15 protein-coding genes and 1 tRNA gene are annotated in these 20,239 nt (G+C 64.2%); 9 read left to right on the top strand and 7 right to left on the bottom strand.

Features of this window, described 5'->3' with window-relative positions; all coding sequences use genetic code 11:
- The first annotated feature begins 298 nt into the window (after positions 1-298).
- From ACSFA3_RS02670 to ACSFA3_RS02660, 3 genes are all read left to right on the top strand, one after another.
- Positions 299-4,054: a DUF748 domain-containing protein gene (locus tag ACSFA3_RS02670; RefSeq protein WP_435503847.1), complete on the top strand. Its 3,756-nt coding sequence runs from the start codon at positions 299-301 to the stop codon at positions 4,052-4,054.
- Between the two features lie 93 nt (positions 4,055-4,147).
- Entirely contained in the window at positions 4,148-7,135 is a 2,988-nt protein-coding gene (locus ACSFA3_RS02665) for a DUF349 domain-containing protein (protein ID WP_435503846.1), read from the top strand.
- Positions 7,132-7,578, top strand: coding sequence for a GNAT family acetyltransferase (locus tag ACSFA3_RS02660; RefSeq protein WP_435503845.1), 447 nt, complete (start codon positions 7,132-7,134; stop codon positions 7,576-7,578). Before ACSFA3_RS02665 ends, ACSFA3_RS02660 begins: the two co-directional genes overlap by 4 nt.
- Here the strand turns inward: ACSFA3_RS02660 and ACSFA3_RS02655 are convergent.
- The 5 genes from ACSFA3_RS02655 to ACSFA3_RS02635 are packed head-to-tail and all read right to left on the bottom strand — an operon-like array spanning position 7,562 to position 10,859.
- The gene (locus tag ACSFA3_RS02655) at positions 7,562-8,350 is read right to left on the bottom strand and encodes a M90 family metallopeptidase (protein ID WP_435503844.1); all 789 of its coding nucleotides are present in this window, start codon (positions 8,348-8,350) and stop codon (positions 7,562-7,564) included. The genes ACSFA3_RS02660 and ACSFA3_RS02655 overlap by 17 nt on opposite strands.
- Positions 8,351-8,357: 7 nt before the next feature.
- Positions 8,358-9,167 carry a UDP-2,3-diacylglucosamine diphosphatase gene (locus ACSFA3_RS02650; protein WP_435503843.1) on the bottom strand — a complete coding sequence of 270 codons (810 nt, stop codon included), beginning with the start codon at positions 9,165-9,167 and terminating at the stop codon, positions 8,358-8,360.
- Between the two features lie 22 nt (positions 9,168-9,189).
- Positions 9,190-9,702, bottom strand: a complete 513-nt coding sequence (locus ACSFA3_RS02645; protein ID WP_435503842.1) for a peptidylprolyl isomerase — start codon at positions 9,700-9,702, stop codon at positions 9,190-9,192.
- Between the two features lie 16 nt (positions 9,703-9,718).
- Positions 9,719-10,303: a peptidylprolyl isomerase gene (locus ACSFA3_RS02640; protein ID WP_435503841.1), complete on the bottom strand. Its 585-nt coding sequence runs from the start codon at positions 10,301-10,303 to the stop codon at positions 9,719-9,721.
- 46 nt (positions 10,304-10,349) lie between these two features.
- The gene (locus ACSFA3_RS02635) at positions 10,350-10,859 is read right to left on the bottom strand and encodes a tetratricopeptide repeat protein (RefSeq protein ID WP_435503840.1); all 510 of its coding nucleotides are present in this window, start codon (positions 10,857-10,859) and stop codon (positions 10,350-10,352) included.
- Between the two features lie 356 nt (positions 10,860-11,215).
- On the opposite strand from ACSFA3_RS02635, the gene cysS reads away from it, so the two are divergent.
- The 6 genes from cysS to ACSFA3_RS02605 all read left to right on the top strand — a co-directional run bounded on the left by cysS (position 11,216) and on the right by ACSFA3_RS02605 (position 16,762).
- Entirely contained in the window at positions 11,216-12,592 is a 1,377-nt protein-coding gene (gene cysS / locus ACSFA3_RS02630) for a cysteine--tRNA ligase (RefSeq protein ID WP_435503839.1), read from the top strand.
- An 8-nt stretch (positions 12,593-12,600) separates the two neighbouring features.
- Positions 12,601-13,287: a DNA-3-methyladenine glycosylase family protein gene (locus ACSFA3_RS02625; protein ID WP_435504940.1), complete on the top strand. Its 687-nt coding sequence runs from the start codon at positions 12,601-12,603 to the stop codon at positions 13,285-13,287.
- 16 nt (positions 13,288-13,303) lie between these two features.
- A complete protein-coding gene (locus ACSFA3_RS02620) occupies positions 13,304-14,284 on the top strand; it encodes an acetyl-CoA carboxylase carboxyltransferase subunit alpha (RefSeq protein WP_435503838.1) in 981 nt (326 codons plus the stop codon).
- A gap of 4 nt (positions 14,285-14,288) precedes the next feature.
- A complete protein-coding gene (gene tilS, locus ACSFA3_RS02615; protein ID WP_435503837.1) occupies positions 14,289-15,239 on the top strand; it encodes a tRNA lysidine(34) synthetase TilS in 951 nt (316 codons plus the stop codon).
- Between the two features lie 81 nt (positions 15,240-15,320).
- Positions 15,321-16,589 (top strand): aspartate kinase, encoded by a 1,269-nt coding sequence (locus ACSFA3_RS02610; protein WP_435503836.1) that lies wholly within the window; start codon positions 15,321-15,323, stop codon positions 16,587-16,589.
- Between the two features lie 80 nt (positions 16,590-16,669).
- Positions 16,670-16,762, top strand: a tRNA-Ser gene (locus tag ACSFA3_RS02605).
- Between the two features lie 49 nt (positions 16,763-16,811).
- Here ACSFA3_RS02605 and ACSFA3_RS02600 read toward each other — a convergent pair.
- Both ACSFA3_RS02600 and ACSFA3_RS02595 read right to left on the bottom strand, forming a co-directional pair.
- The gene (locus tag ACSFA3_RS02600) at positions 16,812-18,260 is read right to left on the bottom strand and encodes an HDOD domain-containing protein (protein WP_435503835.1); all 1,449 of its coding nucleotides are present in this window, start codon (positions 18,258-18,260) and stop codon (positions 16,812-16,814) included.
- Positions 18,257-20,020, bottom strand: coding sequence for a putative bifunctional diguanylate cyclase/phosphodiesterase (locus tag ACSFA3_RS02595; protein WP_435503834.1), 1,764 nt, complete (start codon positions 20,018-20,020; stop codon positions 18,257-18,259). Before ACSFA3_RS02595 ends, ACSFA3_RS02600 begins: the two co-directional genes overlap by 4 nt.
- Between the last annotated feature and the right edge of the window lie 219 nt (positions 20,021-20,239).

Genomic DNA, 20,239 nt, shown 5'->3' with positions numbered 1-20,239 from the left:
TCAGGACCGCGCGTGAAGAGGTTGGAGCGCGGAATTCTGATGTAGCCGAAAAGATTTACTTTCGGCAGCGGATCTGGATGGCCCGGCGACAAGGGTGGCACGGGCGAGCCGAATTCTAGGAGGCGCTTAATACCCAGTCAATAATAAGGAATCAATTCTTTATGCAACTAGAGGTTTATCAGATATAGAACTTTTGTTTATTCGGTATTTTCCTAATCTTCGCGCTGTGCGTGTCGGAAGGCGCCGCGTCGAGAAGCCCGGCATCGGGACGGTGCCGTTTCTGCGGCACACTCCGTCGATGAATCGGGCTTCCTTGATGCAGAGTAAATGGGTGCGCCGCGGCGCTATCGCGGTGTTGTCGCTGCTGGGTTTCTGGCTCGTTGCCTGGCTCGCCGTGCCACCGATCGCAGAGAGCCAGATTCAGCGGATCGCCTCCGAGAAACTCGGCCGGCAGGTCACGGTCGGCTCGATCGATTTCAAACCCTGGACGCTCGAACTCACCTTGCGCGACCTGCGCATCGCGACCGCTGACGGAGCCCGGTCTCAGCTCGAAATCCAGCGCATCTATGCCAATGCCGAGATCCAGTCGCTCGTGCGCCTGGCACCGGTGATCGATGCCGTCGTTGTCGAGGGGCCGGCGGTCCATCTGACCCACATGGCCGACGGCAAGTACGACATCGACGATATCCTGGCCAAGCTCGCCAGCGCGCCCGAGACGCCGCCCGGAAAACCCGCGCGCTTTGCTGTTTACAACATCGCGATTTCCGGCGGTTCGATCGATTTCGACGACCAGACCGTCAAGCGCAAACACGAGTTGCGCGATCTGGTTTTCCAGGTGCCCTTCCTGAGCAACCTCGACTCCCAGCGTGACATCACGACCGAGCCCAAACTGGCTTTCAAGCTGAATGGCATCGCCTTCGACTCCGCCGCGGCAACCACGCCTTTCGCCGACAACAGAAAGACCGACGCCAACCTGAGTTTCAAGGGGCTCGACCTGGCGCCATACCTCGGCTACATCCCCGGCGGCCTGCCGATCAGGCTGCAGGCCGGACTGCTCGATGCGGAGTTGAAGATCGATTTCGAACGCGCGGCGACTGGTGGACTCAAGATCACCGGCACCGTCGAAGCGCACGGCATGAAGATCGCCGATGCCCGTTCGCGCGACCTGCTGGCTTTCGATTCGCTGAAGCTGGCGCTGACCGATGTCCGGCCGCTCGAGAGCGTCTTCCATCTCGGCGAGATCGCGTTGGCCGCGCCGAAACTGAAGGTCGCGCGTGATGCCTCCGGCCAGCTGAACCTGCTGGCGACCGATCCGAACACGGGCGCTACCGAGAAGGTCGTGGCTGCACCGCCTGCGAAGACGGCCAGCGCACCGGCTGCACCGGCCGCTCTGGCTGCACCTAAACCGCAGTTGCGCGTGCAGGTCGACAAATTCGTCCTGAACGGCGGCGAGATCGGCTGGACCGACGAAACGACGAAGCCTGCCGCTTCGATCGATGCACGCGCTCTCGCGCTCGATGTGACCGCCGTCTCCTGGCCGATCGACAAGCCGGCGAAATTCAGCGGCTCGGTCAATGTCGGCGGCGGCACGTTGAAGCTCAGGGGCGAGGCGACCGACAAGCTGGCCAACATCCAGACGGAGGTCGGTGCGCTGCCGCTGTCGCTGGCGGGGCCGTACCTGGCGCAGAGCCTGGTGCCGACGCTCGACGGAAAGCTCAGCGGGCAGATCGACGTCGCCTGGACCCCGTCGGACCTGAAGTTCAAGGCGACGCGCCTCGCGGCCGACGGCCTGGCGCTGACGCAGGCCAAGACCGCGCTTGCAAGCCTCGGACGCTTCGAACTGGTCGATGCCGAAGTCGACATGACGAAGCACACGCTGTCGGTCGCATCGCTCACCGCCGTCAATCCGAAGATAAGCATCGAGCGCGACAACGAACGCCGCTGGATGTTCGAGCGCTGGCTGCGCACGCCGGCAGGTACAGACGGCGCCGGCTCGGCCAAGGTCGCCGCACCGAAGTCGCCCGAGGCTGCGGCGACGCCAGCCGGTGCCAACACCACGCCCTGGAAACTCGCGATCGCGTCCGTTGCCGTCGATGGCGGCGCCGTTTCCTATGCCGACAAGTCGAGCGCCACCCCGGTTGCGTTCGAGATATCCGCGCTGAAGCTGATTGCCAAGAACATCGCGCCGAATACCGCGACGGCATCGGCGCTCGAATTGTCCGGGCGGATCGGGGCAGGGCGCGCCGACGCCGGTCGCTTCGACTACAAGGGCAATCTGGTGCTGCAGCCGCTATCGGCGGAAGGCCGGCTCGATGTGAGCGCGTTCCCTGCCCATGCCTTCAAGGCGTACTACGCCGATGCACTCAATATAGATATACGTCGCGCGTTCGCCAGCTACAAGGGGACGGTGCGTTTCGCAAGTCCGCCAGCGGGCATCAATCTGAAGCTGGCCGGCGACACGTCGCTTGACGATTTCCGCGCCAACAGCGCCTCGCTGACGCAGTCCGATTCTCCCGGGCTGGAGCGCAGCAACAACCAGCTGCTGAGCTGGAAGACACTCAGCCTGCGCGGCCTTCAGGTCGCCGTCGCACCCGGTGCGCCGCCGACCGTCGACGTGCGGGAAACCGCGCTGACCGACTTCTTCGCACGCGTGATCGTCGACCCGACCGGCCGCATCAATCTGCAGAACCTCACCAAGGCATCGGCGCAGGAAGCCGCAACAGACACGGCCAGGCAGGAAGCGGTGACCGGTCGGCAGCGCGGTGGCGGAACCAGCACTGTTGCGGGCGCGCCCGATCCGTCGGCAGCGACGGCTGCGGCTGCGGAGAAGAAGGCGGCGGAAAAGCCGCCGGTCGCGATCCTGCGCTTCGGCCCCATGAGCCTGGTCAATGGAAAGATCGATTTCACCGACCTGTTCGTCAAGCCCAACTACTCGGCCGACCTGAGCGAACTCACGGGAAAACTCAGTGCGTTTGCCTTGCAGCCGGGCGTCAAGCCCGAGATGGCCGATCTCGAACTGCGTGGCAAGGCGCAGCAGACGGCGGCGCTGGAAATCGTCGGCAAGATCAATCCGCTTGCCCGTCCGCTGGAGCTTGACATCACCGCGAAGATGCGCGACCTCGATCTCGCACCGCTGACGCCGTATGCCGTGCGCTATGCCGGCCATGGCATCGAGCGCGGAAAGCTCAGCATGGACGTCAACTACAAGATCTCGTCAGAAGGCCGGCTCGCCGCGACAAACAAGCTGGTGCTCAACCAGCTGCAGTTCGGCGAGGAAGTGAAGGGCGCGCCGACCAGCCTGCCGGTGCGGCTCGCGGTCGCACTGCTGGCCGACCGCAACGGCGTCATCGACGTCGACCTGCCGATCAGCGGTTCGCTGAACGACCCACAATTCAGCATCGGCTCGCTGATCTTTAAGGCGCTCGGCAACCTGATCGTGAAGGCAGTGACTTCACCGTTCACCTTGCTCACGGGCGGATTGGGAGGCGGCGGTCGGGGCGAGGCGAGCGAGATCGGCTTCGATGCAGGAAGCTCGAACCTGACGACGGCAGCGAAGGAAAGCCTCGATAAGGTCGCGAAGGCGCTGACCGATCGTCCGGCATTGCAGCTCACCGTCGTCGGCACGTCGAACCTTGCGCAGGAACGCGACGGATACAAACGTCAGCGCCTGCGCCAGCTGGCACAGATCGAAAAGCGTCGTGCCACTGCGCGCGCAGGCGAAGACGCCTCCGACGTGGCGCCGGTCAGCGATGCGGAATATCCGGCGCTGATCACCGCCGTCTACAAGCGCGCCGACCTGACCAAGCCGCGCAACGTGATCGGCATGGCGAAGGACATTCCGCTGGCCGAGATGGAAGCGCTGCTGCTCGACGGCATCACCGTGACCGAGGAGGCGATGCGTCAACTGGCGGTCGAGCGCGGTGCGGTGGTCCGCGACTATCTGCTTGCGCAGAAGCTGCCGACCGCGCGGCTTTTCCTCGGCGCGGCACGCACGAGAGCCACCGCAGAACTCGACTGGAAACCCTCCGCCGAACTCAAACTGGCCACCCGCTGACCCGGACTTTCCCGGGTCGGTGAAAATGACGGGATGCGTCGGCAAAAAGCCGGCGTCTCCGATTCCCATTCAGACAACGATCAGCAGCGCGCAGTGACCTCTAATTCTTCCAAGCACCACGACCTTCAGTCCCTCGACACGCTCACCGGCGGCGCCTTCACGGCACCCACGTCCGGCGAGCGGGCGCAGCGCATCCGCGACTGGCTCGCCACGAGCCCGTCGACAGAACAGATGCAGGAGGTTTTCAAGGAACTGAGCGGTCGCGACAAGGGCGCCGCCCGTCTTCTGCGTGAAAAGCTCGATGAAATCAAGCGCACGAAGGGCCAGGAGGCGATCGGCGTCGAATGGGCCCAGAAGGCGGAGACGCTGCTTGCCCAGTCCAAACTGAACATTGCCGATGCACTCGCCTGGCAACGCGACGCAGCCAAGGCCGGCGCACCGCTTTCGCGCGAGCCGCTCGCTGCTATCAAGGCACGGCTGGCCGAACGCGTGAAGGGCATTGAGGATCTCCAGCATCGCGCACAGGTCCAGCGCGAGGCTGCCGTGTTGTTGGCACAACGTTTTGAAGTGCTGTCGACCAAGGGCTGGCGCGATGCGCAGGGCGCCGAAGAAGCGTTGCGCGGCGATGTCGCACATTGGCAGCAGCAAGCCACCGAATTGGCAGGCGACGCCAACTGGAACAGCCTGGACGCCAAATTCGCACCGCAGCTCGAAGCCTCGAAGGCGCAACTGCTGTCGGTTTCCGACGCGTTCCATGTCGCACTCGGCCAAGCCGTGGCCGCCGCAGCGGACACGGCAGCGCCTCTGCCGCCCGTGCCGGTCTGGGCCGACGAACTGCGTGCGGCGCGCGGCTTGCCCACCGAAGCCAGCGTCGCCGCAGCTGCGACGGCGGCTGCGCCCGGCAAGCCCTCGGGCGCTCGTGGCGATTCGCGCGGTGTCGATCCCGAAAAGCGTGCCGCCGCGCAAGGCGCGGTGAATGCAGCGCTCGAAACGCTCGAAAAAGAAACCGCCGAGGGCCACGGCAAGGCCAGCGCCGGTGCGGCAGCCGCACTGCGCGCCGTATTGAAAGAACATGGCAAGCTAGTCGACGCACCGCTCGAAGCGCGCGTGCACGCGGCGCTGGTCGCAGCCGGCGAACTCGAAGGCTGGCAGCGCTGGAGCGCCGACAAGGTCCGCGAAGAACTGGTCGTGAAGGCCGAAGCTCTGCTCAAGCGTCCCGAAGGCCAGACGCTCGGCGGCCGGAAGATGCAGGAATCGCTGCGCGCGTTGCGCGATCAGTGGAAGCAGGCCGACCAGGGCGGCGTTCCCAACCACGGTTTGTGGAAGCGTTTCGACGAAGCCTGCAACGAAGCGCACAAGGTGGTCGAAGCCTGGCTCGACAAGGTCCGTTCCGACGCCGCCGAGCACCGCGCGCATCGCCTTGCACTGATCGAAGAAGTGCGCGCCTGGGCTGCGGAACACGCCGACGCCGCCGACCTGAAGGCGCATAACCGCGCGCTGCATCAGTTCGCCGACCGCTGGCGCGATGCCGGCCATGTCGGCGAGAAGCTCTTCGCGGAATTGCAGCCGCAGTGGAACGAAGCCTTCGGTGCCGCTCGTGCGCCGTTCGAGTCCGCACAGAAGGAAAGTGTCGAACGCCGTCAGGCCATGATCGCCGAAGCCGTCGAGCTGGGTGCCGCGCCGATGCTGCGCATCGATGCGGTCAAGGCACTGCAGCAACGCTGGCAGGCCGAGGCGCAAGGCGTGCCGCTCGACCGCCGTCAGGAACAGAAGATGTGGGATGCGTTCCGCGCACCGATCGACGAAGCGTTCAATCGCAAGACCGCCGAGCGCGAAAAGGCGTCGTCGGCGATGAGCGAATTCGACCGCCATGTGCTCGACGCCTCGAAGGCGCTCGAAGCAGCGAATTCCACAGGCGATGTCCAGAAAATTCGCGCCGCCGTTGCGCGCCTGGAAGGTGCGTTGCGCGGTGAGGCGCCGCCTCCGATGCCCGCATCCGCACCCGCACCGGCACCGGCCGCAGCGAAGGTCAAGACGGCCGACGGCAGCGACGGTCCGCCCGTCGGCGCGACCGAAGTCGTCTCGGACGGCCAGGCTGCTGCCGAGTTTGGCGAAGGCGCTCAGATACAGCCTGCAGCGCACGAAGCGGATGTGCCGTCGCCGAATCCGTCGGACGACGAATCCGAGGAAACCGGCGCCAAGCCGGTCGCCACGGCAGCGCCAGCCGATCTGATCGCCCCCGCGAACAGCGCCGATGCCGGCGCCCGTGCGGATGGCGGTGACAACGCGATCGGCGCTGTCCCGGAAGAAGCCGCTGCTGAAGCGCCGGTGGTCGCTCCGAAGGCGGCGCCGAAGCCGGTCGTGGTTGCGCGCCGGGGTGACGATCGTCCGGGCAGCCGCAAGGCGGAGCCGGCTACGGTTGGCCGCGACGGAAAATTCGGCGGCGATCGTCGCGACAGTCGCAGCGGCCCGGGTGGCCCTGGAGGTCGTCCGAACGACCGCGGCCCGCGTCCCGATTCGCGCGGCGGCAACGATCGCGGCGGTCCGGGTGCTGGCGCCGGCGGCGGCGCGGGCCGCTTCGGCGACCGTGGCGCGCCGCGCTTCGAGGATCGCGGTCCACGTCTCGGCGACACCGCTTTCCGAGCCCAGCGCGAAGCGCTCGAGCGCGCCGAACTGTCGCTGCGCAAGCTCGCAGCCCAGGCCCATGGCGAGGCGCTCACGCAATTGCTCGGCGCCTGGGAAAAGCGCGATGCGTCGCAATTGCCGAGCGTGCAGGAACTCGGCCGTGCGGTGACGCCGGTGGTTCGTACTGCCTGGTCGCAAGCCGTTGGTGCTGCGCCGTCGACTTCGACGGATGCATCGGAAGCGCTGCTGCGCCTCGAAATGGCTGCGGAAGTCCCGACGCCCGCCGATCAGATCGAAGCGCGCCGTGCGTTGCAGCTCAAGCTGTTGACCAAGCGCGGCGATCCCGCACCGGCGCAGACCTGGGGTCAGGACGCCGGCAAGGTGCTCGCAGCGGCGCATGAAGCCAATTCGGCACGCCGCCTGCAGAACGCGTTGAAGGCGTTGCTGCGCAAGTGACCGGTGAAGGCGCCTTCGCGATCCGCGCTTTTTCGCCAGCGGACGCGGAGGCGGTCATTGCGCTCTGGCAGGCGTGTGGACTGGTCCGTCCGTGGAACGATCCGCGAAAGGACATAGACCGCAAGCTCAGCGAGCAGCCGGAACTGTTTCTGGTGGCTTGCGCCGGAAGCGATGAGGGCGCCGTGGTCGCTTCAGCCATGATCGGCTTCGACGGCCACCGGGGCTGGGTCTACTACCTGGCGGTTGCGCCGGGCATGCAGCGACAGTCGTTGGGGCGTGCGCTCATGGCGCGGGCCGAGCGATTGCTCATCGAGCGCGGCTGTCCGAAGCTGATGCTGATGGTGCGAAGCAGCAATGCCGCCGTGCTCGACTTCTACCGCGAACTCGGCTACGGCGAGGAAAAGGTCACCGTCATGGGCAAGCGGCTCATTCCGGACCTTTGAAGAACGCGTCGAACAGCAGGGCCACTGCCGGAAACTCCTGTTCGAATGCCGCGCGATTGACGAAATAGCCTTCGCAGGCCACGGCGAAGAATTCGCCCATTGACTCGGCACCGTAGGCGTCAAGCCAGGGCGCGTCGCCGCCGAAGCGTTCGGCCACGATCGTCCGCTCCCTGAAATCCGCGTACGCAGGCTCCATTACCGCCATCCAGGCGGCATGGGCCTCGCGTGCGTTCGAGGTTCCGGCGAAACCGCCCGGCAGCGGCGGGCAGCCGTCGGCAGCGCCGCCGCGCATGTCGAGCTTGTGCGCGAATTCGTGGACGACCACGTTGTAGCCGTCGCCGGTCGCGATGCTGCTGGCGAGCACGTCCTGCCAGCTCAGCATCACCGGCCCGCGGTCCATCGCTTCGCCGGTCAGCACTTCCTCGTACTCGTGCACGACACCCGCGTCGTCGACCGTCTTGCGCTGGGCAACGACTTCGGCGCAGTGCATGACGATGCCGACGAAGTCGTCGTACCAGGCAAGTCCGCCTGCCAGATGGAGCACCGGCAGCACGGCCTGCGCGGCAACCGCCAGCGCCACCTCGTCGGTGACGACGAAACCGTGCGCGCCGTGGAACTCCTTGTCGCGCAGGAATTCGGCCGACATCGTGCGCAGACGCGCCATGTCCGCAGCGGGCCGGCCGTCGAGAAATGGGTAGCGTGCCAGTACGGCTCGCCAGGCCTCGTCGGGGATTTCGGGAGCAGCCCGCAGGCTGCGCAACCATCGGAACATGGGATGGTCAGCGGATGTCGACGCGCACTGCGCCTGCGTGCGACAGGCACAGCGCCTGCGCACGCGGTGGGTGCGCGGCCGCATCCCAGTCGCTCAGGACGAGGCGGCGCAATCCCTTGGATCCGCCGGAACCGCCGGAATCGCTCTCACCGAGCGCGTGTTCGGCCGGCCGGTGCGTGTGTCCGTGGATCAGCGTGCGCGCGCCGGCTTTTTCCAGCCAGGCACGCGCGGCGCCGGTGTCCACGTCGGCCCAGACGTTTCCGGGAACGCGTTTGTTGTCTTCGCTGCGTGCGCGCATGGCGCGGCCGACGGCGCGGCGTTCTTCCAGCGGCTTGGCCAGGAATGCCTGCTGCCATGCGGGCGCGCGCACCTGCGCTCGGAAAAGTATGTAGTCGGTGTCGTCGGTGCAGAGCATGTCGCCGTGGCTCAGCAGCCAGCGTTCGCCGTGAAGCACCAGCACCGTTGGGTCGTCGAGCAGCGTCATGCCGCTCTGCACTGCGAAGCTCGCGCCGACGAGAAAGTCGCGGTTGCCGTGCATGAAAAAGATCGGTCGACGCGCAGAAGCCTGCTTCAGCAACGTGGCGCATTGCGCCTCGAAACCATCGGCCAGCGCCGCATCGTCACCGACCCAGACCTCGAACAGGTCGCCCAGGATGAAGATCGCATCGGCGGGTGTGGTTTCGAGGTAACCGCGCCAGGCCTCGAAAGTCTGCGGCTCGCCGGGCTGCAGATGCAGGTCGGAAATCAGGTCGACGGTGCGCCACGCGGCCGGCGCGACGAGTTCGGCAAATGCCGTGTCGGTCGCTGTGGGGTTCATGCCTGCCGCGCCGCGCTGAAGATCACTCGACCGTGATCGTGGCCTTTTCAATGATCACGTCTTCGACCGGCACGTCACCGTGGTGACCCTTGTTGCCCGTCTTCACGCCCTTGATCTTGTCGACCACGTCGGTGCCGGAAATGACCTTGCCGAACACGGCGTAGCCCCAGCCCTGGGCCGAAGGTGCGGTGTGGTTCAGGAAACCGTTGTCTGCGATGTTGATGAAGAACTGCGCGGTCGCGGAGTGCGGTGCGCTGGTGCGGGCCATCGCGACGGTGTACTTGTCGTTCTTCAGGCCGTTGTTGGCTTCGTTCTCGATTTCGGCATCGGAAGGCTTCTGCTTCATGCCCGGCTCGAAGCCGCCGCCCTGAACCATGAAGCCCGGAATCACGCGATGGAAAACGGTGTTGTCGTAGTGGCCCTTCCTGACGTAGGCCAGGAAGTTTTCGACCGACTTCGGCGCCTTGGCGCGGTCGAGCTCGAGGGTGATCGAGCCGTGGTTCTTGATGGTGAGTTCGACTTGGGGATTGCTCATAGGGAAAGCTCCTTCTTTATTTCGCCACGACGGTGGCTGACTGGATGACGATGGGTTCGAGCGGCACGTTCTGCATGCGGCCCTTGTTGCCGGTCTGCACGGCGCGGATCTTGTCGACGACTTCCTTGCCGGAGACGACCTTGCCGAAGACCGTGTAGCCGTGGCCGTCCGGGTTCGGTGCGTCGAGCATCGCGTTGTTCTTCACGTTGATGAAGAACTGCGAGGTCGCGGAATTAGGGTCGTTGGTACGCGCCATCGCGATGGTGTAGGTGTCGTTCTTCAGGCCGTTGGAAGCTTCCAGCGGTACCGGGGCACGCGTAGGCTTTTCCTTCATGTCGGCCGTGTAGCCGCCGCCCTGGACCATGAAGCCGTCGATCACGCGGTGGAAAACGGTGCCGTTGTAGTGCTTGTCGTTGACGTACTGCAGGAAGTTCGCGACGGTCTTGGGTGCCTTGTCGGGCGCGAGTTCGACCACGATGTCACCGGCCGATGTGGCGAGCTTGACGCGCGGTGCGTTCTGCGCCGCGACAGCGCCGGCGAATGTCAGCGTAGCGGCCAGCAGCAGGGCTGCACGGCGCGAAAAATTGGACGAAGTGAACATCGGGAAAACCTTCAATGAATTGCAGCAACCGGAGCTGGCCGGCGGGTCACCTGCGATTGGCAGCGCGACGCGCGTCTGGTGCCACCGGCAACGCTGCGTTCGCAGGCGTCGTGAAGATCTGGCGGATCAGCGCGAGCTTCGGAGCGGGAGTGGTGATGCCGGGTGCCAGCTGCTGCGAGCGGCTATATGACTGTGCAGCGAGTCTCGCGTACACGTCGCCCAGATTCTCATAAGCCGTGGCATATGAAGGGTTGAGCTTGATGGCGGTTTCCAGCGCATCGCGGGCCTGGTCGAACTTGCTCTGCTGCGCATACAGCGCGGCGAGGTTGTTGTACGGCTCCGGCAACTCGGGGAAATCCTGCGTGAGCTTGGTGAAGGTAGCCGTTGCTTCCGCGCCGTTTCCTTGCTCGGTGAGGATCACGCCGCGCAGGAAGCGCATCTGCGGATCGCGCGGCTTCCCTGCGATGTAGGCATCGGCCTTGACCAGCGCTTCCGCAGGCTTGCCCTGGCGCAGCAGTTGATTGACTTCGGAGTAGTCGTCTGCCCACGCAGGCATCGCGAGCGCAGCGCATATCAGGACGGCAAGCAGACGCGGCACTGTGCGGAAAGACTGGGACAAAGGAGAGCGTGCGGAAGAATTGAGAACGGCGTGCTTCATGAAGCCTCGGGATAATTGTCTGGCGCGGATGGAGGCAGTGGCAGCAGTGGCGGCAGCGCTGCGGAAAACACCCGGAGAATGCCCGTCGAGGGCCGTTTATACTTGGTGCGATTGTAGCCGAGCGGCCATGTCCAACCTCTCGTGCCGCAGCCCCCACACCCCTGAAAAAACCGTTGATCGCCTGCGGCCGTTGATCGTCTGACTTCGTGTCGATCGACCGCGACGGCCAGCCGCGAATCGACGCCCCGAATTCCATGAGCTTGCGCATTTACAACACGCTGACGCGTGCATTGGAGGAGTTTTCTCCGCTGCAACCCGGTCATGTCCGCATGTACGTCTGCGGCATGACGGTCTACGACTTCTGCCATATCGGTCATGCACGGTCGATGGTCGCGTTCGATGTCGTTCAGCGCTGGCTGCGGCAGAGCGGGCTTGCCGTTACCTATGTACGCAACATCACCGACATCGACGACAAGATCATCCGTCGGGCGACCGAGAACGGCGAAACCATCCGTGCGCTGACCGACCGCATGATCGAAGCGCTGCATGTCGATGCCGACGCGCTGGGGGTCGAACGTCCGACGCACGAGCCGCGCGCGACCGATCATGTTCCCCAGATGCTTTCGATGATCGGTGCGCTGGAAAACAAGGGGCTGGCCTACCGCGCGCCCAACGGCGACGTGAATTACGCGGTACGCAAGTTCCCGGGCTACGGCAAGCTCAGCGGCAAGTCGCTGGACGAGCTGCATGCCGGCGAGCGCGTGGCCGTGCTCGACGGCAAGGACGATCCGCTGGATTTCGTGCTCTGGAAAAGCGCCAAGCCGACCGAGCCGGAAGAGGTGCGCTGGCCGAGCGGTTTCGGCACCGGCCGGCCGGGCTGGCACATCGAATGTTCGGCGATGGCTTGCGCCTTGCTGGGCGAGACGGTCGATATCCACGGCGGCGGCGCCGATCTCCAGTTCCCGCACCACGAGAACGAGATCGCGCAAAGCGAAGGCGCCAACGGCCAGCCGCTCGCGCGCACCTGGATGCACAACGGCTTCATCAACATCGACGACGAGAAGATGTCCAAGAGCCTGGGCAATTTCTTCCTGATACGCGATGTGCTGAAGAGTTTCGACGCGGAGACGGTGCGATTCTTCGTCGTGCGGGCACACTACCGGAGCCCGCTGAACTACAGCGACGCCCATCTGAACGATGCGCGTGCGTCGCTGAAGCGGCTCTACACGGCGCTGCATCTCGTCGCGCCGGTCGCGGTGACCATCGACTGGAGCTCTGGCCATGCCGCACGCTTCAGGTCGGCAATGGACGAGGATTTCAGCACGCCCGAAGCGGTGGCGGTACTGTTCGATCTGGCCGGCGAAATCAACCGTACGCAGTCGGGGGAACTCTCCGGCCTGTTGCGTGCGCTCGGCGGTTGCCTGGGGTTGCTGCAGGCAGACCCGCAGGCATTTCTGCAAGCCGGCAGCGTGCTCGACGACTCGGCCATCCAGGTGCTGATCGCGGAACGCGCGGCAGCCAAGGCCGCGAAGAATTTTGGTGAGGCCGATCGCATCCGCAAGGAACTGCTGGCCAAGGGTATTTCGCTGAAGGATTCGTCCACAGGCACAACATGGACAGCTGCACAGTGATGGACAAGATGGTGACGAATTTCTTTGAGGACGACTCCGTTCCTTCGGAACCGGACGGGGTGGCTCCGGTCAAGATCATCACGCCCGACTACTGGGAAGAGGCGTGCCGGCATCTGGCCAAGAAAGACCGCGTGATGAAGCGGCTGATTCCAAAGTTCGGGGATGCATGTCTCGAGTCGCGCGGCGACGCGTTCATCACGCTGGCGCGCAGCATCGTCGGCCAGCAGATCGCGGTGAAGGCTGCGCAAGCCGTCTGGGACCGCCTCGTGCTGCTACCGCGCAAGTTCACGCCCGCGAACGTGCTGAAGCTCAAGGTCGACGACATGCGTGCCGCGGGGCTGTCGGCGCGCAAGGTGGCCTACCTGGTCGATCTGGCGATCCACTTCCAGTCGGGTGCGGTGCACATCGACTCGTGGAAGGACATGACCGACGAGATGATCATCGACGAGCTGGTTGCCATCCGCGGCATCGGCCGCTGGACGGCGGAGATGTTCCTGATCTTCCATCTGATGCGGCCCAACGTGCTGCCGCTCGACGACGCGGGCCTGGTCAGCGGTGTCAGCCAGAACTACTTTTCCGGCGAGCCGGTGAGCCGCAGCGACCTGCGCGAAGTCGGTGTCGGCTGGGCGCCTTATTGCAGCGTGGCGACTTGGTATATTTGGCGCTCGCTAGACCCCGTACCCGTGGCGTACTGAATAACAGGAGAAGACGTTGGCGAAACGAACCTTCCTCGACTTCGAGCAGCCCATCGCTGAACTCGAAAGCAAGATCGAAGAATTGCGTTATGTGCAGACCGAATCCGCGGTCGACATTTCCGAAGAAATCGATCAGCTGGGCAAGAAGAGCCAGCAACTCACCAAAGACATCTACAGCGACCTGACGCCCTGGAAGATCACCAAGATCGCCCGGCATCCGGAACGCCCGTACACGCTCGATTACGTCCACGAAATCTTCACCGACTTCGTCGAGTTGCATGGCGACCGGCATTTCTCGGACGATTTGTCGATCGTTGGCGGGCTGGCTCGCTTCAATGGCACGCCCTGCATGGTGATCGGCCATCAGAAAGGCCGCGACACCAAGGAACGCACCGCGCGCAATTTCGGCATGAGCAAGCCGGAGGGCTACCGCAAGGCGCTGCGTCTCATGAAGACGGCGGAAAAGTTCAAGCTGCCGGTCTTCACCTTCGTCGACACGCCCGGTGCGTACCCCGGCATCGACGCCGAGGAGCGCGGCCAGTCGGAAGCGATCGGACGCAACATTTTCGAGATGGCGCAGCTGGAAGTGCCGATCATCGTGACCATCATCGGCGAGGGCGGTTCCGGCGGCGCGCTGGCGATTTCGGTCGGCGACCAGTTGGTGATGCTTCAGTATTCGATCTATTCCGTCATCAGCCCCGAGGGTTGCGCGTCGATTCTCTGGAAGACCAGCGAGAAAGCGCAGGAAGCCGCGGACGCGCTGGGCATCACGGCGCATCGTCTCAAGGCGCTGGGGCTGGTGGACAAGATCGTCAATGAGCCGGTCGGCGGCGCGCACCGCGACCACCGACAGATGGCGGCGTTCCTTAAGCGCGCGCTCAACGATGCGTTCCGCCAGGTCAGCGATCTGAAGGTCAAGGAACTGCTCGAGCGTCGCTACGAAAGGCTGCAGAGCTACGGCCGCTTCTCGGACACCAAGGCAGAAAACACCCGCTGACCGGGTGGAAAACCCTGCCGCTCCTGCCCTTGCGACCTGGGCAGCGACGCTTCCGATAGGGATTGCATACAGCGGCGGCGCCGATTCGACTGTGTTGCTGCATGCTGCGGCGGCGCAATGGCCGGGTCAGGTGCAGGCGCTGCATGTGCACCACGGGCTCCAGGAAGCGGCGGACGAGTTCGAGGCGCATTGCACGGCGACCTGCAAAGCGCTCGGCATCCCGTTCCACAGTTCCCATGTCGACGCAAGACACGCGCCCGGCGAAAGCCCTGAAGATGCCGCACGACGCGCGCGCTACAGAACGCTGGCGACGCTGGCTCAAACGCACGGCCTGCAGCACGTCGCACTCGCACAGCATGCGGACGATCAGGTCGAGACGATGCTGATCGCGCTCGGTCGCGGCGCCGGCCTCGACGGCATTGCGGGAATGCCGCGCACCATTCAGCGTCACGGCGTTTTCTTCCATCGACCATTGCTCGAGCTGCATGCCGAGGCGCTTCGTGCGTGGCTGGATGTGCAGCAGATCGCCTTCATCGAAGACCCTAGCAATGCCGATGCGCGTTACACGCGCAATCGAATTCGCCACCGTCTCCTTCCGGCCTTGGCCGAGGTCTTGCCGCAGTTTCGCGAGACCTTTGCCCGATCGGCACGCAATGCAGCGCGCGCTTCGGGGTTGCTGGCAGAACTTGCCGAGATCGACATCGAGGCCACCGGCTCGCCGCCGACGATTTCTGGGCTTCGCGCACTCGCACGCGAGAGGCGCGGCAACGCGCTGCGGCACTGGCTTCGCAACGCGCACGCTGCGGTGCCGAGCGAGGCGCAGCTGCAGCAGTTGCTCGATCAGCTCGATGCCTGCCGCACGCGCGGCCATCGCATTCACCTGAAGGTGGCCGGCGGTTTCGTCGAGCGGGAGGGCGATTTTTTGCGTTGGTACAATTTCGCGCCTTCTCCCTAGCGCCGCACCTCGCGGCGCGCAGGCCGCCCGGCCTTTCAGCTGCCGACTGTTTCTGCTGTTTTCTTCTCTCTGATTCAACCCATGGCATTGATCGTTCACAAATACGGCGGCACGTCGATGGGCTCGACCGAGCGCATCAAGAACGTCGCCAAGCGCGTGGCCAAGTGGCAACGCGCCGGCCACCAGATGGTCGTCGTCCCGAGCGCCATGAGCGGCGAGACCAACCGTCTGCTCGGTCTTGCCAAGGAACTGGCGACCAACAAGCACGACGCCACCCACGACCGCGAACTCGACATGCTGGCATCGACCGGCGAACAGGCCTCGTCGGCATTGCTGGCCATCGCACTTCAGGCCGAGGGCGTGCCGGCCGTGAGCTATGCAGGCTGGCAGGTCTCGGTGCGCACCGACAGCGCCTACACCAAGGCACGTATCGAAAGCATCGACGACGCCCGCGTGCGCGCCGATCTCGAGGCCGGCAAGGTGGTCGTGATCACGGGCTTCCAGGGCGTGGACGACGCCGGCAACATCACGACGCTCGGTCGCGGCGGCAGCGACACCTCTGCCGTGGCGATCGCCGCTGCGATGAAGGCCGCCGAATGCCTGATCTACACCGATGTCGACGGCGTCTACACCACCGATCCGCGCGTCGAACCCGATGCACGGCGCCTGGCGACCGTCAGCTTCGAGGAAATGCTCGAAATGGCGAGCCTCGGCTCCAAGGTGCTGCAGATCCGCTCGGTCGAATTCGCCGGCAAATACAAGGTCCCGCTGCGCGTGCTTTCGAGCTTCACGCCATGGGACATCGACATCAACAAAGAAGCCACCTCCGGCACGCTGATCACTTTCGAGGAAGCTGAAAACATGGAACAAGCCGTCGTATCCGGCATCGCGTTCAACCGTGACGAGGCCAAGATCTCGGTCCTGGGCGTGCCCGACAAGCCGGGCATCGCGTATCACATCCTCGGCGCCGTCGCGGACGCCAACGTCGAGGTCGACGTCATCATCCAGAATTTGAGCAAGGACGGAAAGACGGATTTCAGCTTCACGGTGAATCGCAACGACTATGCGCGAACCGTCGATCTGCTGAAGTCGAAGGTGCTGCCGACGCTGGGTGCGGCCGAGATCGTCGGCGACACCAAGATTTGCAAGGTGAGCATCGTCGGCATCGGCATGCGCAGTCACGTCGGCGTCGCGAGCAAGATGTTTCGCGTGCTGAGCGAGGAGGGCATCAACATCCAGATGATCTCCACCAGCGAGATCAAGACTTCGGTCGTGATCGACGAGAAGTACATGGAACTTGCCGTGCGCGCGCTGCACAAGGCTTTCGATCTGGACCAGCCTGCGGCCTGATACGGACAGGCGTCGATAACGACGATTTGCTGGAGCGAGGCGCGAAAACGGCGTCTTAAACTGGCATAATCGACGACTCAGGAACTGTGACCGAGTGGCCGAAGGTGCTCCCCTGCTAAGGGAGTATGGGGTGTAGAGCCTCATCGAGGGTTCGAATCCCTCCGGTTCCGCCAATTAGCTAGCTAGCAAAAACGCCCCTCACGGGGCGTTTTTGTTTTGTATTCAAGCCGTCGCAGCCGCAGCCGACTGGCTTCGATGAAACCCCATCCCGATCTCCGCCACCAGCGTCTTCAGCGCGGTCAGGTCTTCTTCCTTCAACGGGTCGGCGCCGCAGCCCGTCGTTCCCCAGTCGCCGCAAACCAGCGCGACCGGCCGGCTCTTCAGAAACACCGGTGCAAGCACGAGAGACTTGGTGTCGGGAAACGCATCGCGATACCAGCGGGGAATGCGATTGGCCATTTCCTTGCTGAATGTGTCGACGACGCAGGTGGGATTCCATGCATTGGCGGCGAAGTGGAAGACGTCGGGCACGAAGCCTTCCTCGAACACCAGCAGCGGCAGTTTCTCGGTCACGCCCGGGCCGAAGCCGACACGTGCCGTGAAACGTTTCTCTTGCGGGTTGAGCAGCATGATGAAGCAGTTCGTGAAGTTCATCGCCTGCATCGTCGTCTCGACGACCAGCGGCACCAGTTCCGAATTCGGCAGAGAGATCGCCACCGCGCGCGTTTCTGCCAGCGCAGTCTTCAGCCGAACGGGCAAGTCCTTCGGCTTTCCGGGCTGCGCCAGTCTTTCGGCTCCCGAATGCGATGCCATGCCACCCAACTCGGCCTTCAGGCCCTCGGCCCGGAGCGCGGCGGCGTCGACGACGCTCTCCTGCAGCCCCAAGGCCTGTGCGTGGCTGAGCAGAAGCGCACGCACTTCCTCCTGACCGCCGCCTTCCGCCATCACCGAAGCTGCCTGCGCCGAGACTTCGGCCATCGCGCCGAGCCAGTTGGTGTGGGAGGCGGCAACCTGTTCGGGGTCGAGCGATTTCTGGAACATCGTGCGGGTGATGAGGTCGGGCAGTCGCCATTTCAGCGCTGCCTCGTTGGCGATCTCTTCCAGCGAGACGCCGAGCACTTCTTCGCAGGCGATCGTCAATGCTTCACGCTTGCTGCCGCCCTTGACCTGGATGATTTCCCACTCCGTCGGGAAATAGAAGACCAGCAGCAACTGGCTCAGGTGATGCATCAATGTGCACACCACGGCTTCCTCGCCTTGATGGATGCCCTGCGAACTGCTGAGCATGCGCGCGAATTCGCCCGCGAGGATGGCGTGCTTCAAGGCATCGGCGGCCTGCGGGCGGGTCGCCGCGGCACCGCGGAAGTTGTCGAGCAGCTGCAGACCCAGGGCCAGATGGCCGACCGTGTCCACGCCGAGCACGGCAATGGCGCGCGAGACGGTCGTCACTTCGCCGCCGAAAGACGCATACATCGCGGAATTGGCCAGGCGAAGCACGCGCTGCGACAGCGCGAAATCCGCAAGCACGCTGGAGGCGAGCGTGCCGATGTTCGCGTCCGAGCCGAGGGTCGAGACCAGGTTGTCGATACAGAACTGGAGGGTCGGAAAGTCGCCCTGTTGCGCCATCCGCGACCACAGGGTATCGAAGAACTGTTCCTTGGAATACTTCATTGGTGCAATGTCAGGATGCCGGCGTCCAGGCGCCGCTCGAGCTCGAGTGTGGGAAGTGCAGGGGAGCGCAACCACCCTTGCGCGTAATCGCAGCCGTGCTCGGCAAGCAGGTCGCACTGCGCCTGTGTTTCCACGCCCTCGGCGATGGAGATCAGGCCGAGCTCCCGTGCAAGGGAGAGCACGGCGAGAACGATGGTGCGACCGTGTTGGGAGTCGTGCATTTCGGCGACGAAACTCCGGTCGATCTTCAGTGCCTGGAGCGGGAAACGTTGCAGGTACGCCAGGCTAGAGTAGCCCGTTCCGAAGTCGTCGACCGCGATACGGACGCCGTGGCTGCAAAGTTCGTTGAGCAGCTTGCCCGCATGCTCGGGGTCGGTCATCAGCGTGCCCTCCGTGATCTCCAGCACCAGTCGGCGGCCTTCGAGTCCGGAGGCGGTCAGCGCCTGGCGCACGCCATCGACGAACGCCGGATGCCTGAACTGCACCGGCGAGACGTTCACCGAGACGTAATCGAAATACTTGCCGGCCATGTCCCAGCAACGCAGTTGCTGGCAGGCACTGCGCAGCGCCCAGTCGCCGAGAAGGTTGATCAGTCCGTTGTGCTCCGCCAGCGGGATGAATTCCAGCGGCGGAACGTTGCCGCCCGGCCGCTCCCAGCGCATCAGCGCTTCCAGGCCCAGCACCGCGCCCGACTTAGGAACGAAGATCGGCTGGTAATGAAGTGTGAATTCGCCGTTCTGCACTGCGTCGAACATGTTCTGCTCGATCGCGAACTGCTCGCGCTGCTGCCGTTCCATGAGCGGCGTGTAGAGGGAGTGGCGGTTCTTGCCCTGTGCCTTGGCCTCGTACATCGCAAGGTCGGCTTGCTTCAGAAGACTCGATTCGCTCAACGGCTGGCTATTGCCCGAGAACGCAAGACCCAGGCTCGTCGTGATCCGCACCTGGCAGTCCGCGAGGGTGAAGGGCTTTCGCAGGCTGTGGACGATTCGCTCGGCCACCGCGCCTGCAGCCGCCTCGGAACCGACGCTCGTCAGCAGCACGACGAATTCGTCGCCGCCCATGCGCGCCACGGTGTCTGCCGGCCGGACGCAGGACTGGAGACGGGCAGCGACTTCCTTCAGCAGTGCATCGCCGACGTCGTGGCCCAGGGTGTCGTTGATGCGCTTGAAGCCGTCCAGGTCCAGCAGCGCCAGCGCAAAAGGCGTGTCGTGCCGAACGGCCGTGAGGATTCGTTCGGAAACGACCTGCCGGAGCCTGCCGCGATTGCCCAGGCCGGTGAGGGGATCGACGAAGGCCTCGTCCAGAAGCAGTTGCTCGGCACGGACCCAGTCGGTGATGTCGTAGCCGAAGATGATGAGACGTCTGCTGCCTTCGATCCCCGAGGCTGGCCGGATGGTCACTTCGAGCCAGCGGCTTTCCGACAGCCCGCCCGTGAATCTCAGCCGCGCATGCCTGTCGCTCGATCGCGTCCAGGCATTGGCCAGCAGGCCGGCGAGGATGTCGCGATGGTCCGAGGCAACGAGATCGCCCAACGATGCCTGCAGCAGGTGTTCCATCGGGAAGGCGAGCAGGACCGAAGAAGACTCGCTGGCCTCGAGCACGCGACCGTTCGGGTCGACATGGAGCGCAAGGGCGCCCGAAGCACTGAGCATCGATTGCAGGTCGCGCGCGGAGCTTGGTTCTCGTGCGGTTTTCTGCGCAGCGACCGCGCCCCGGGGCCAGGCCGCCGGGAGTTCGAGATCGAAATCGAATGCGCTCATGTTGGAGTACACAAAGAGAACTAAAGAGTTAAATTAGTCGATCTATTAACGTTTTTCGCTACTTTCACTATCGGCTGATTGCAATTCTGTCCGATGCTGAATTATGCGTTGCAAATTCTTACAGCGGCAAATTGATAGTTGTGCAAGACAAACGGTGGCACGCTGGCGTTTTCTGCAATACGTTGGTTTTCAGATCGGTTCGTGTGCTTGTCCACGGAA

It is taken from the genome of Variovorax glucosi (genome assembly GCF_051216695.1).
Taxonomy (GTDB): Bacteria; Pseudomonadota; Gammaproteobacteria; order Burkholderiales; family Burkholderiaceae_C; genus Variovorax.
Note: the sequence above shows the minus strand (reverse complement) of the source record. Positions and strands in the feature narration are given on the sequence as shown.

What these genes read in the sequence shown, in the direction of transcription:
- ACSFA3_RS02640 (WP_435503841.1), bottom strand. Translation starts at nt 10,303, where the DNA reads ATGTTCACTTCGTCCAATTTTTCGCGCCGTGCAGCCCTGCTGCTGGCC.
- ACSFA3_RS02635 (WP_435503840.1), bottom strand. Translation starts at nt 10,859, where the DNA reads ATGCCTGCGTGGGCAGACGACTACTCCGAAGTCAATCAACTGCTGCGC.
- cysS (WP_435503839.1), top strand. Translation starts at nt 11,216, where the DNA reads ATGAGCTTGCGCATTTACAACACGCTGACGCGTGCATTGGAGGAGTTT.
- ACSFA3_RS02670 (WP_435503847.1), top strand. Translation starts at nt 299, where the DNA reads ATGAATCGGGCTTCCTTGATGCAGAGTAAATGGGTGCGCCGCGGCGCT.
- ACSFA3_RS02610 (WP_435503836.1), top strand. Translation starts at nt 15,321, where the DNA reads ATGGCATTGATCGTTCACAAATACGGCGGCACGTCGATGGGCTCGACC.
- ACSFA3_RS02655 (WP_435503844.1), bottom strand. Translation starts at nt 8,350, where the DNA reads ATGTTCCGATGGTTGCGCAGCCTGCGGGCTGCTCCCGAAATCCCCGAC.
- ACSFA3_RS02595 (WP_435503834.1), bottom strand. Translation starts at nt 20,020, where the DNA reads ATGAGCGCATTCGATTTCGATCTCGAACTCCCGGCGGCCTGGCCCCGG.
- ACSFA3_RS02625 (WP_435504940.1), top strand. Translation starts at nt 12,601, where the DNA reads ATGGTGACGAATTTCTTTGAGGACGACTCCGTTCCTTCGGAACCGGAC.
- ACSFA3_RS02650 (WP_435503843.1), bottom strand. Translation starts at nt 9,167, where the DNA reads ATGAACCCCACAGCGACCGACACGGCATTTGCCGAACTCGTCGCGCCG.
- ACSFA3_RS02600 (WP_435503835.1), bottom strand. Translation starts at nt 18,260, where the DNA reads ATGAAGTATTCCAAGGAACAGTTCTTCGATACCCTGTGGTCGCGGATG.
- ACSFA3_RS02645 (WP_435503842.1), bottom strand. Translation starts at nt 9,702, where the DNA reads ATGAGCAATCCCCAAGTCGAACTCACCATCAAGAACCACGGCTCGATC.